This window comes from Alteromonas sp. W364 (assembly GCF_031846205.1).
In the GTDB taxonomy this organism is placed as follows: domain Bacteria; phylum Pseudomonadota; class Gammaproteobacteria; order Enterobacterales; family Alteromonadaceae; genus Glaciecola; species Glaciecola blandensis.
In genome coordinates this window covers 196,649-210,060 of the sequence record NZ_JAVRID010000007.1, presented here as the reverse complement: position 1 = coordinate 210,060, position 13,412 = coordinate 196,649, and the positions used below count along the sequence as shown (strand labels likewise).

At 43.0% G+C, this 13,412-nt stretch carries 11 protein-coding genes; 10 read left to right on the top strand and 1 reads right to left on the bottom strand.

Annotated features, from left to right (window positions below; genetic code table 11):
- Window positions 1-43: 43 nt before the first annotated feature.
- From RM556_RS12990 to RM556_RS12945, 10 genes are read left to right on the top strand one after another with little or no spacing between them, the layout of a single operon-like run.
- Complete coding sequence (locus tag RM556_RS12990; RefSeq protein WP_311362386.1) at window positions 44-1,231, top strand: methyl-accepting chemotaxis protein; 1,188 nt, start codon at window positions 44-46, stop codon at window positions 1,229-1,231.
- Between the two features lie 12 nt (window positions 1,232-1,243).
- Window positions 1,244-1,525, top strand: a complete 282-nt coding sequence (locus tag RM556_RS12985; protein WP_311362387.1) for an STAS domain-containing protein — start codon at window positions 1,244-1,246, stop codon at window positions 1,523-1,525.
- 11 nt (window positions 1,526-1,536) lie between these two features.
- The gene (locus RM556_RS12980) at window positions 1,537-3,201 is read left to right on the top strand and encodes a fused response regulator/phosphatase (protein WP_311362388.1); all 1,665 of its coding nucleotides are present in this window, start codon (window positions 1,537-1,539) and stop codon (window positions 3,199-3,201) included.
- A 3-nt stretch (window positions 3,202-3,204) separates the two neighbouring features.
- Window positions 3,205-3,570: a response regulator gene (locus RM556_RS12975; RefSeq protein ID WP_311362389.1), complete on the top strand. Its 366-nt coding sequence runs from the start codon at window positions 3,205-3,207 to the stop codon at window positions 3,568-3,570.
- Between the two features lie 30 nt (window positions 3,571-3,600).
- Window positions 3,601-5,592 (top strand): chemotaxis protein CheA, encoded by a 1,992-nt coding sequence (locus RM556_RS12970; RefSeq protein WP_311362390.1) that lies wholly within the window; start codon window positions 3,601-3,603, stop codon window positions 5,590-5,592.
- Between the two features lie 22 nt (window positions 5,593-5,614).
- A complete protein-coding gene (locus RM556_RS12965; protein WP_311374810.1) occupies window positions 5,615-6,091 on the top strand; it encodes a chemotaxis protein CheW in 477 nt (158 codons plus the stop codon).
- Window positions 6,045-9,254: a methyl-accepting chemotaxis protein gene (locus RM556_RS17355; RefSeq protein WP_409220089.1), complete on the top strand. Its 3,210-nt coding sequence runs from the start codon at window positions 6,045-6,047 to the stop codon at window positions 9,252-9,254. The genes RM556_RS12965 and RM556_RS17355 overlap by 47 nt, the downstream gene beginning before the upstream one ends.
- Before the next feature lie 9 nt (window positions 9,255-9,263).
- Complete coding sequence (locus RM556_RS12955; RefSeq protein ID WP_311362391.1) at window positions 9,264-10,082, top strand: CheR family methyltransferase; 819 nt, start codon at window positions 9,264-9,266, stop codon at window positions 10,080-10,082.
- A gap of 3 nt (window positions 10,083-10,085) precedes the next feature.
- The gene (gene cheD, locus RM556_RS12950; RefSeq protein WP_311374778.1) at window positions 10,086-10,697 is read left to right on the top strand and encodes a chemoreceptor glutamine deamidase CheD; all 612 of its coding nucleotides are present in this window, start codon (window positions 10,086-10,088) and stop codon (window positions 10,695-10,697) included.
- Between the two features lie 8 nt (window positions 10,698-10,705).
- On the top strand, window positions 10,706-11,758 hold the full coding sequence (locus RM556_RS12945) for a chemotaxis response regulator protein-glutamate methylesterase (protein WP_311362393.1): 1,053 nt from the start codon (window positions 10,706-10,708) through the stop codon (window positions 11,756-11,758).
- Here the strand turns inward: RM556_RS12945 and RM556_RS12940 are convergent.
- Window positions 11,753-13,339 carry a diguanylate cyclase gene (locus tag RM556_RS12940; RefSeq protein WP_311362394.1) on the bottom strand — a complete coding sequence of 529 codons (1,587 nt, stop codon included), beginning with the start codon at window positions 13,337-13,339 and terminating at the stop codon, window positions 11,753-11,755. The genes RM556_RS12945 and RM556_RS12940 overlap by 6 nt on opposite strands.
- Window positions 13,340-13,412 lie beyond the last annotated feature (73 nt).

Below are 13,412 nucleotides of genomic sequence, written 5' to 3'. Positions count from 1 at the left end.
TGATTTTAGGTTTATTTTGTATGAAAATAATAGTTGGAAAACCATGAGTAGCCTGTCTTTAAAAACTATCTCACTGATCGTGCCGATAGTTGCAGCCTCAGTTCTTTTTGTTTCTTTTGACCTTGCGTATATAGGTATTTTACTCAATAGCGTAGGGCTAATCGCGATCTTTCTTTTCTCGCAGGGAGCCAATTTGGGCTCAGATGCCGCGAATGACACAAATGACGCAGAAGCAAGCGCTTCGAACAAACTGAATCAATCCTTTGGTCATTTGGAGTCGCTAAAGCACGAGTTTGTGCCAACATTGTCTGAGTGTGAAAAGAACTTAAGTGACATATACAGTACTCAAGATGATGCTGTAACCACCTTAAGTACCAGTTTTACTACTTTACAAGATTTGGTTGAAGTGCAGACGAATACCATTCAGAAACTCATTCAGGCAGATGTGGACGAATTAGCTACCGATGATGGAAGCACCGAGATGTACAGCGAACGTATGCGTTCATTTGCTGACAACACTGCGGTAACACTGGACAAGTTCATTCAATCCACAGTAGAGATGTCGGCCTCCTCAATGGAACTTTTAGAAAGGGTGACGCAAATATACGAAAGCGTTCCCCAAGTCATGAAAGCACTCAAAGATATCGATAGTATTGCTGACCAGACCAACCTATTAGCATTGAATGCAGCAATAGAAGCCGCTCGCGCCGGTGAGCATGGCCGAGGATTCGCTGTAGTAGCCGACGAAGTTCGCTCTTTGTCTAATCGCTCTTCAGAATTCAGTGACGCTATTCAAGCCCGGCTAAAAAACATGACCCAACAAATTGAATCATTGACATCAGAAGTTGGCGAGCTGGCTTCTTACGATGTGAGCTACGTGATAGACGCTAAGAAAGAAATTAACGATGCACTCACCAGTATTATCAGGAAAGCGGAATCTGATTCAGAAGTCACTAGTGGCCTAGAGGAAACAGCCAGACAGCTTGAAGACTCTTTAGGAACTGCAATTAGAGGGCTTCAGTTTGGCGATATTAATGGACAAAACTTAGAATTTACTAGGCGTTCACTGGCCTTTATCCGCGAACACATAGAATCTTTATCATTGGATAATATCGACACAGTGACAGAAGAAATACACGAGTATTTAGAAGAAATGAAAGCGCGGAAGATGAACAATCACAACCCCGTTTCAGCCACCAGCATGGACGCCGGCGACATCGACTTATTTTAATGAGAGGCACACATGAGTGAAAAAGCATTGCAAATTCCTGAACGTTTTGATTTTGGTTATCACAAAGAGTTCACAGAGCAGTACCAACAAATACTTGAAGATAAAAGCGTCACGCGAATTGCTTTAGATTTCAGTCGTGTAGGTTATTTGGATAGTTCAGCCTTGGGTATGATGGTGCTATTTCAAAAGAAAGCCAAAAGCCAAAATATATCTGTGAGAATTCGTGGTGCCAAAGATAACGCCAAAGAAATTTTACAGATAGCCAATTTTGACCGTTTATTTGAAATTTCGTAAGAAGCCCACGCATGCGCATACTCATTATCGAGGACGACCCCTTATTTGCTGAAATATTGCAGGTGTTTTTGGAAGAGAAAGGGTGCAAAACAATTGTTGCTGATCACTTGCAAGCAGGCAAAGATCAGCTTCTGATTTCCGCCTTCGATTTTATTTTGCTCGACAACCACCTTCCAGATGGCGACGGTATCAATTTCGTTCCGTTTATTAAGGAGCTGCCGTACAAACTTCCGGTAATGATTATCACCGCCGAAGACAATCAAATTGTCATGTCTGAAGCGTTTGACAAAGGCGCTGACGACTTTTTGATCAAGCCAATAAGTGTCGATTTACTCTGGCATAAAATTAATCGATGTCGCGGCCTTTATGACAAAGAAGAAGAGGTCATTCAAAAAACCGCTCGCCTCGAAAAATTACTAAACCAACAAGAGCAAGAAGAAAGTTTAGCAAGATATGTTTATGAGCATGTTGCAGCATCACTCGTCAGTGAATCGGAGTGTATTGATACTTATATTCAATCCTCTAGCTCATTTAATGGCGATGTCTTTATTTGTGATACCGCACCAAACGGCAACCGCTTCGTTATCTTAGCTGATGCAACGGGGCATGGTCTGGCCGCGGCAATCAGCATATTGCCGCTTGTGGCAACGATTCGTGCAATGATTCGAAAAGGTTTGTCACTTGCACATATTGTACACGAGGCAAATAAAAAGCTTGCAGTGGAGCTACCTGATGACAAGTTTGTTGCCCTGATTGGTGTTGAAATTAATTTTCATAGACAACATTTACAATTATTCAACGGCGGCATGCCTGACGTCTTGGCGTTAAAAACTAATAAAGAGTTAGAGTTTTATCCGTCCACTTCGATGGCATTGGGTATTCTTGATCCTGAAGATTTTGATCCTGCAATAGTCACCATCCATACAGGCGCTATCAGAAACTTATTTTTCTTCAGTGACGGTTTGATCGAACAGCCTAACCCGCTAGGTGACCTTTTCGGCATGGACCGTTTAATCGACATTCTGACTCGTTATGATTCGAAAGAGCCCCTGGTCAGTCGGGTAGTAAATGAATTTACGGTCTTTAATGACTTAGGTGAGCTAGTAGACGATTTATCTATGTGCGACTTACAAGTCGAAGCGTTAATGGATAAACACTTATACGACGATAAGAAAAAAATGGTGGCCGCTACTGCAGGAAAAATAACCGCTTCCATCGAAATTGAAGGCGGATTGATCGCCAGCGCCGACATCGTAGGTTGTCTCGACAGTTTAATGCGCAATGTCGACATGGTGGGTGACTTGCGACAAAAAGCATTCACTGTTTTTGCAGAACTTATCAGTAATGGCTTAGATCACGGCATTCTGGATCTCGATTCAAAACTCAAAAATGACTTTGCTGGGTTTGCCGAATATATCGAGATGAAAGAAGAAAGATTAGCCAATATTGACGAAAAAGAAAAACTTAGCATGAAACTTGCTTTCACACCGGATACTGGCGAAATCGAATTCGATATCACAGATTCTGGCAACGGATTTGATATGAACAAAGATAAAGATGTCGACGAAGATGCGCTGTCCGGCAGAGGATTGGAATTAATCAATAAATTGTGCACAAACGTTGAAGTTATTGCACCCGGTAATAAAACTAAAGTTAACTTGAAGAGAGACTATTAACCAATGAGTAAACATATTTTGGTAGTAGATGATTCACCATCAATCCGTCAAATGGTACAGGTGACATTGAAGTCAGCTAAATACCAAGTGACAACAGCCGAAGATGGGCAAGCTGCACTCGACTTATGCAAGCGTATGCAATACGACTTCGTCATAACCGATCAGAACATGCCGCGAATGGATGGCCTAACGCTTATTAAGTCTTTAAGAAGCATGGCAACCTATCGTACAACACCTATTGTCGTTCTCACTACTGAGGCTAGCGATAGTATGAAAGCGCAGGGTCGCGCTGCTGGGGCCACCGGATGGATGGTAAAACCGTTTGACCCTCAAAAATTATTGAGCGTCGCGGCGAAAGTTCTACCTTAAGCAATCACTTAAGAAAAAAAGGCGACCTCAATGTCTGTAGACATGAGCCAATTTTTTGGCGTTTTCTTTGAAGAGAGTCAAGAGCATTTAGAAGAGATGGAACATCTATTGATGGAACTGTCACTAGATGAGCCTGATCCTGAAGATCTCAATAGTATATTCCGTGCAGCTCATTCTATTAAGGGTGGGAGTGGTGTTTTTGGTTTCGATGCCTTAACCGGCTTAACCCACGTGATGGAAAACATTCTCGATCTTGCTAGAAAAAACGAACTCGTCATTACTAAGCCTATTGTTGATCAGCTTCTTATCACTGTTGATACGCTCAAAAATATCCTTGAGTGTTATCAAAATGAAGATGACATTGATTGGGGTGCAATTGAGAAAGGGACAGTTGAATTAGAAGCACTGCTCAAGAGCGAAAATGCCCCTGAAAGCACAACGGAAGAGGACGATGGTTTTGGATTCTTCGATGTTCCTGTGCAAGATGATGATGATGATTTTGGCTTTTTTGAACCTCTACCCTCTGAAGAAAATACCGCTCAAATCGAAGAAAAAGGCTACGGTATTTATGCGGAAGAAGATGCATCCAACGCCGCGAAAGGTCCAGCTGATACCACAGATGATGATGGTTTTGGCTTTTTTGATGATGAACCTTTAGTTCAATCGGAAGACACACCAAACATTGAAACGCCCGACACTAATCAGCCAACTGTCGCAAAGAATACTCCCGAAGCTTCAGATTCAAATGATAAACCAGATAAGGCGACAGCCAGCAAACCAACGACAAAAAGAGCCGCAGATAAACGCCCAAGTAAAAAAACCGAAACAAAAGAGTCATCGTCAATTCGTGTCGATACCATGAAAATTGATTCGCTGGTGAACCTAGTTGGTGAGTTAGTCATTACACAATCAATGATCAAGATAGTTGGTCGCGACGTGCATGGTGAAGTGGAAGAAAAACTCGAAGGTGCGATTGGAGAGTTATCGCGAAATATTCGTGAAATTCAAGAAGCCGTTATGTCCATGCGCATGCTTCCCATGTCTTTTGCATTTAACCGCTTCCCAAGAGTTGTTCGTGACTTAGCTGACAAGCTAGGAAAAGATTTAGAATTAATTATCGAAGGCGGTGCTACCGAAATCGATAAAGGCATGATCGAGAAACTGGTCGATCCCCTTACCCATTTGATCAGAAACAGTGTTGACCATGGCGTTGAAATGCCCGATGTGAGGGAAGCTGCGGGCAAACCTAGAAAAGGCACTGTTGTGTTAAATGCCGAACAACGCGGTGGCAGCATTATTATCACGATCACTGATGATGGCGCGGGCCTCAATAGAGAACGTATTCTGGACAAGGCGATCACCAACGGCTTAGACGTTTCCCCAGATATGCCTGATAGCAAAGTATGGCAACTGATATTTGAACCCGGTTTTTCTACTGCTGAAGCTGTCACCGATGTATCCGGACGCGGCGTCGGTATGGATGTTGTCAGACGGAACATTGAATCAATTGGCGGTGCTGTAGAAATTGAATCAACGGCAGGTGAAGGATCCGTATTCAGAATTCGTTTACCACTCACATTGGCTATTGTTGATGGCATGTGTGTGTCTGTCACTGACCAAACCTTCGTTATTCCACTCACGAATATCATCGAGTCGATGCAACCAACAGCTGAGCAAATCAAGACTATCGGGAACGATCGCTTGTTATGGGTCCGCGAAGAATATTGGCCTTTGGTGCCCCTGCATGAGTTGATGCAAATTGACGGTGCAAACCCAGATCCCACTACGGCAATTGTTGTACTTGTCGAAACCGCGCGTAAGCGCTTCGGTTTATTAGTAGATGCCCTAGAGGGTCAACAACAAGTCGTTATTAAGAGTTTAGAACAACATTATAAACGTGTAGCAGGTGTCGCAGGCGCAACCATTATGGGAGATGGCGGTGTTGCCCTCATCTTAGATATAGAGTCCATTGCATCTGTTGTCACTATTCCACATCAATCGGAGGTGTCCGTTGTCAGCTAATCAAAAAGCCAACGACCTACAAATGTCTTCAGGTTCTCAGCAGGAGTTTCTTACCTTTGTATTAGGTGACGAAAACTATGCCTTGGACATTATGACGGTAAAAGAAATTCGCGGTTACGAAGCAGTAACCAAAATTGCTAACGCACCAGATTATATTAAAGGTGTGTTAAACCTTCGTGGCGACATAGTACCCATTATCGATTTACGAATTAAGTTCCAAGTCGGTGAAGCCACCTATGACGAATTTACTATTGTGATCATGTTAATGATTGGCGATAGAGTCGTTGGCATTGTAGTCGATGAAGTAAGTGATGTTATCAAAGTGGAAGATGACGATATAAGGCCTCCGCCTGAGTTTGGCGTTGCCTTCGACAGTGCATATTTGCACGGATTGACCACAATCAGCGAACAAATGATTATTCTGGTTAACATCCAAAAATTAATTTCAAGTGATGAACTTGGCCTATTTGATCCAGGCCAAAAAGCGGAGCAAGAGTGATATGAAAATCTTTAATGTGTTTGATAACATCAAACTGCCAATCAAAATGTCAATTATTGCTCTGCTTGCGCTTGTCGGCTTAGCAATACCGACTTATTACTACACGCAACTTTCACTCGATGGTCAAGCCTCGGATGAAACAGAGCTATTGGGCATAACACCAGCTTCAGAAGTTGTCATGTTGAAAAAACTCTTAGCTGAGCACCGTGGAATGTCTGCTCGATTATTTGGTGGCGATGAGTCGGTCTCAAGCAACCTAAACACCAAAGCAAATGAAATAGATAGACAAATCACGCAAATACGAAATGACCTGAAAGAAGCTGGGGCGGACAGCACGGTTATTCGGGAACTAGACAATCTCGAAAGTGCTTGGGAAACAGTGCAATCTAAAGTGAATTCGAGACAGTACAATAAAAGTCAGTCTTTTGCCGAGCACTCAGCACTGTTATCTGATAGTGACGGTGTCATTTCAAACATACTGAAGTTTTTCTTATTAAGTTATGATCCTTCTGCCGCCAGTTACCACGTCATCATAGCGAATTTTGAAAATCTGCCACGCCTAGCGAATGCTTTGGGTAAAGTCAGAGGCTCAGCTTCTGGCGTATTGGCAAGTGGCACTATTACTGATGCCGAAATTGGCGTTATTAGAGGCTTTGTCAATTCCATAGATTCGCCATCGAGAGACTTTGACTACAACATGCTTTCAGCTTCAGATGCAGACGACAGATTGAATAGTCTTAGACAAACCAGCGCATCGATCAAAAGTGAAGTAGACAGTTTAGTCGCGTTAACTGAACGTGAAGTCTTGGTCGGCGGCACCTTGACTTACTCATCTGGTCGATTCTTCGATGAATATACAGCAACAATCAACCAGTTATATAAGCTACACAACACTAGTATTAGTCTGCTACGCACCATCATTGAAGAGCGCGTAGAAAATACGGCAGCAGAGCGCAGAACAACGCTTCTCACTATCGGTATTCTTTTCCTCATCAGTATGCTGATCGGATTTATCATTATTCGCTCAGTTAACTCCTCCGCTAGCAAGTTAATACATTCTTTCAAGAAAATTTCTACCGGTGACTACGACTTAACATTCAACGTTGATCGCAAAGATGAAATGGGTATTTTAGAACACGAGCTTTCGTCTTTAAATGAACAATTAAAAGAAGCTGCCTTAATCGCAATAGAAGCGAGTAAAGTCAAGCAGGCGCTTGACAAAAGCTCCATGTGTTTCATGATGTCGAATGCAGACCGTGAAATTGTCTACATGAATGACTCCGTGAAAAAACTAATGGAAGACAGTGAAGCGGAAATCCGTAAAACGCTTCCACAGTTCAATGCTGCCACCTTAATCGGTACGCGTATTGATAGCTTCCACCACAATCCTAAACATCAACATGCCGTACTTGACCAACTGACGGGCACACACAAGGCTCGCTTAGATCTTGGCGGTAAGTCATTTATGCTTGATATCAATCCCATTCGAGATGAAGAAGGCAATGATTTAGGTAATTCGGTTGAATGGGTAGATATGACAGAAATCTATGAAGAGGAGCGCCGCGTAGCCCGTGTACTCGAGGCACTAGATTCATCTTCAACGAATATCATGATCGCCGATGCAAACCGCGATATTATCTACATGAATCGTTCTCAATTAGCAATGCTAAAAGAGGCTGAGTCAGACTTGCGTAAAGTCATGCCTCACTTCGATACTAACGATATTCTCGGCAACAGCATAGATCGTTTCCATAAAGATCCATCTCACCAGAAAGCAGTTCTAGAGAAGATAACTGAAGCATTTGTGTCAGAAATTACTGTTGGGCGTCGCCACTTCCGCCTCACTGCCAACCCAATTGTATCGAAGGACAACGAACGCCTTGGCACAGTAGTCGAATGGTTAGACAGAACGAAAGAAGTCAACTCTGAAGTAGAAATAGCAGAGATGGTTGAAGCCAGTGTGCGCGGTGACTTTACCAAACGTATAAACGAAGAAGACAAAGACGGTTTCTTCTTAAACATGTCGAAAGGCCTAAATCAGTTGGTCAAAACGACTGAGGCTGGTTTGAATGAAGTGAGCAATGTCTTGTTAGCTATCTCAGAAGGTGACTTAACCAAACGTATTACGTCTGAATACGAAGGCACATTCAACGACCTGAAAAATTATAGCAACACCACCAGCGCTAACCTTGCAGATGTGATCAGTAAAATTCGAGAAGCATCTGATACTATCAATAATGCCTCGTCTGAAATCGCACAGGGCAACTCAGACCTGTCGACTCGAACTGAACAACAAGCTTCTAGCCTAGAAGAAACAGCGTCAAGTATGGAAGAAATTACCAGTACCGTGCGACTGAATGCTGAAAATGCTAACCAGGCAAATGGTTTAGCTTCACAGGCAGCACAAGTTGCGGGTAGCGGGGGTGATTTGATTCAAGAAGTCGTCCAAACAATGGCCTCTATCAATGAATCATCTAGAAAAATCTCTGACATCATTGGTGTGATTGATGGCATTGCTTTCCAAACTAATATTCTTGCCTTAAACGCGGCCGTTGAAGCCGCTAGAGCCGGAGAACAAGGTCGCGGATTCGCAGTAGTAGCCTCTGAAGTAAGAACCCTAGCACAACGTTCAGCGAACGCAGCAAAGGACATCAAAGATTTAATTTCTGACTCTGTTTCGAAAGTGGAAACCGGTAACAGTTTAGTTAATCAATCTGGTGACACCATGAAAGAAATTGTGGTTTCCATCCAACGCGTGAATGACATCATGAGCGAAATCGCAGCTGCTTCCGCCGAACAAGCGAGTGGCATTGACGAAGTGAGCAAAGCGGTCACACAAATGGATGAAATGACGCAACAGAACGCCGCACTTGTTGAAGAATCTGCAGCAGCAGCAGAAAGTATGCGGGCGCAGGCAGGTGAATTAACTGAGCGAGTAGGTACATTCCGCCTAGATCAAGAGGATCGTAGTTCAAGTAGCGCGATTGGTCATCGCAGTAGTATAGCTGAAGCACCAAGAGAGATGAAAAGTCCGTCGACGGCGGACCCTTTGTCTCGCCAGTTTGAAGAATTACCATCTGTGATGAGTACTTCTGAATCAAGAGAAGCAAGTCGCAAAGTGATTCCAACACAATCAGATGATGATGAGTGGGAAAGCTTCTAAGCAATGGCTATGACGGCTGAAAAAAAAGAGTTTGCTTTTAGTACCGCCGATTTTGAGGCGGTGCGCACTAAACTCAAGAAGCTTACTGGCATTAACTTAGCCGATAGCAAAGATAGTATGGTTTATAGCCGTCTTGCACGTCGCATTAGAGCCTTAAGGCAAGCTTCATTTCTTCAGTACCTGAACTACCTTGATAATCATCATCAAGAACAAGAGGAATTCGTTAATGCATTAACGACTAACCTGACTTCTTTTTTTCGTGAGAATCATCATTTCGAAGCATTAGAAGCACACTTGAAAAAACACCCCAAGTCCACCAAAATTTGGTGTGCAGCTAGCTCAACTGGCGAAGAGCCATACTCTATCGCGATGAGTGCTGTAAATGCTTTCGGCCGGTTTAACTGTCCTGTCGAAATTATTGCATCAGACATCGATAGCAAAGTTCTACATACTGCGAAACAAGGTGTGTATCGAATCGATCAGGTTAGAGACTTGAGTACCGAAATGAAGAAACGATATTTTCATCGAGGAAGAGGTAACCAGGACGGCAAAGTGCGTGTTGTATCTGAACTTCGCAATATGGTGCATTTTCAAAAGCTCAACTTGATGGACGATAGTTATTCAATCCCTAAAAATATAGATATCGTATTTTGTCGAAACGTCATGATTTACTTCGATAAACCTACGCAGTTAACGATTCTCCAGAAAATAATCAAACATATGGCACAAGACAGCTTATATATTGCTGGTCACTCTGAAAATTTTGCACATGTTAGCCAACTGCTTACACCCTTAGGTAAAACTATCTATAAGCCGAAGCGGGGCTAAAACATGAACATCTTTGATAACGAACACATCGCTCCAAACCGTTATTTTGATCGGAACTTCAATACTGATGCGGTAAAAATACTGCCCGGTGAATATTTCGCCACTAGCGAGAAAACAATGATTGTGACGGTATTGGGCAGCTGCGTATCCGCTTGTATTCGCGATCCCATTACTCGTATTGCTGGAATGAATCACTTTTTGCTACCAGCCAATGTTGATGAAGATAATTTTGTTTCTGAGTCCGCACGATATGGCGTGTATGCGATGGAAATTTTGATCAACCATATGCTCAAACTAGGAGCACAGAGAAATCGCCTAGAAGCTAAAATTTTTGGTGGTGCTAATGTACTTAGAGGCTTTTCTGCAGCCAATCGTGTAGGTGAAAAGAACTCATTATTTGTAAAAGAGTATTTACAGGCAGAAAAAATTCGTATTACTGCCAACGACTTATTAGGTGAATTCCCACGCAAACTCTATTTGTTCCCCGAAACGGGTGAGGTCAAAGTGCGAAAACTGAAATCGATGCACAACACCACTATTATCGACCGTGAAAGCGAATACAAAGTTAAAATTAAACAAACCACCACCAAAGGTGGTGATGTTGATTTATTCTAGGACATAACATGACGGATATAAAAGTATTGGTTGTTGACGACTCAGCGCTCATTAGAAGCCTGTTGGGTGAAATTATTCATCAGGCGCCCGGCATGCAATTGGTAGGTGCTGCTCCTGATGCCTTTATGGCCAAAGACATGGTGATGGACCTGAAACCTGATGTGATTACTTTGGACATTGAAATGCCTAAAGTCGACGGTCTTACTTTCTTAGATCGACTGATGAAGGCTCGTCCAACGCCAGTATTAATGATTTCGACTTTAACCGAAAAAGGGGCTGATGCGACAATTAAATCGTTAGAATTAGGTGCAATTGATTTTATAGCAAAGCCAAAGATAGACGTAGCACGAGGCCTAAATAATTATCAACAAGAAATTGTCGATAAAATTAGGATTGCGGCAAAATCTACGCCAAGAACTCGGTCGAACATTTCAAAAACAAGTGTCAGCATTCCGATAAGCTATCAAGGTACTGAAACAGTGGTGGCTATCGGCGCATCTACAGGTGGTACAGAAGCGATCAGGGAAGTACTACAACAATTGTCTCCTGCGTTTCCTGCCACCATAGTAACCCAACATATGCCCCCCACTTTCACGAAGTCTTTCGCACAGCGTTTAAACTCACTATGCGCTATCAGTGTGAAAGAGGCAGAGGACGGCGAACGCATATTGCCAGGTAATGTCTATATTGCACCTGGCGATAAACATTTAACCTTAGCCCGCCATGGTGCCGATTACAGAATTAAACTAGATGACGGTCCACTCGTTTGTGGCCACAAACCTTCGGTTGATGTTATGTTCGCATCACTTGCGAAAACAGTAGGAAAGAACGCTGTTGCTACCGTGCTTACGGGTATGGGTAAAGATGGCGCGAAAGGTTTAGTCGCTTTGCGTGAAGCTGGCGCATTAACGATGGCGCAAGACGAAGCGAGCTGCGTCGTTTATGGTATGCCTAAAGCGGCGGTTGAACTTGGTGGCACTGAGCACGTTTTCCCACTAGATAAAATGAGCAAAGCGCTAAGCAAAGCAGTTGAAAAGAAAGGGGGCGGCACACGCTTATGACGAGAAAATCTTTACTTGGTTTCTCCCACCTTCTTTAGAGGCATAAAGCGCTTGATCAGCTTCATTGATAGCGTGAGGCAAGCTACTGTTGCCCGCTAAATCAACGATACCTGCACTAAATGTACATTTAAACCTTCGCCCTTTGGCCTCAAAGTCCATCTCGGAAAACGCTAATCGGATCTGATTTAACTTCACCAGAGCGTCGCTTGGTGTTGCACCGACAAACACGAGTAAGAATTCCTCACCACCATATCTTCCAATGTAGTCAGTCGTTCGTAATGAACGGCCCAAGAGTTGCCCCAAACCACTTAAGACTTTGTCTCCTGCAGAGTGGCCAAAAGTATCGTTCACCAGTTTGAAGTGGTCGATATCTAACATCGCAATCGACGCATCTGATTCTTGACGGCGGCTTAAACGGTAGCTATTTAATGCTGCTTCCATAATTTGGCCGTGATTGAGTACACCGGTTAGCGCATCTTTTGAAACAAAGTCTTTGACTGCAAGTGCACGACCCAAGCGAGTGATCAATTGCTTCACCACAAGCATTGGCGGCGTACTTTTTGAAATCACATCATCGGCGCCACAATTTAACGCTGCCAGCTTGGTTTCAAGCTGTTCATCGGCGGTTAAAAAGACGATGGGGGTGAAATCAAAGAGTTTTTGCTGACGAATAATTTTGGCGACTTCTAAGCCATTCACATCTGGCATGTTCATATCTAGCAAGAACAGGTCAGGGTAAAAGTCGTCGACTTTGTTAAACATATCCTCAACCGACGACGAGTAGTAAACCTCGCAATCAGCTTCTTCTAAGAGAGTTTGATAAAACTCCCCCATTGATTCTTGGTCATCAACAAAGATGACTCTGTAGGCGCGCGTTTTCTGTAAATGTAGTACGCGATTTATTTTTTCGATAATACCCAATATCGACATTGGCTTAACAATAAAATCGAGCACTCCTGCTCTAACCGCAGCAAGTCTCATTTCTAAGCTGAATAGAGACGAATATGAAACTACCTTCACACCTCGTTGAGTTAATTTCGATGCATAATCGAATACTTGCTCACTCGAGGTTTCAGGCATCATGATGTCGAGTAAAACCAAATCGGGTTGTTTAGTTTCAGCAGCCTTGTTAAATGCTTTGATACTATCAAAATAATCAACTTGGAAATTAAACTCTCCAATTAAGGCCGCGACGGCCATACCCGACGATTTTTCATCATCCACTATAACAATGTAAGGCTTACGAGCTTGCTTACCCGCTGTTTTAGTATTGTCTTTTGACTCCAACATATCGAAAGGCTTATCATTTTCAATAAGGAGTGGATTAGGATCTTGGTTTGAATTTGCAATCAACTCATTCATCAATGCGTCTACCATGACAATGAGCTCTTTCATATCGATCTTTTTAATAAGGGCACTTTCACAAGCACCATTAATGTCAGAAAGTATTTGTTGTAGCGTAAACAAAGTAAACGTCGCTACCGATTGCGCCAGCGCGTTCACGTTATAGCGAAAGGGCTCTAACAGAGCTAAGCTTTTTTGTTTCCTTGCCTCTGCCCACAACGAAATCAGAATTTTCATTTTCGTTTTGAACTTGGCATCAAACTGGGCGGGAAGTGTGATCTTTCATCTCCTACAGACGCTGTATAACTGT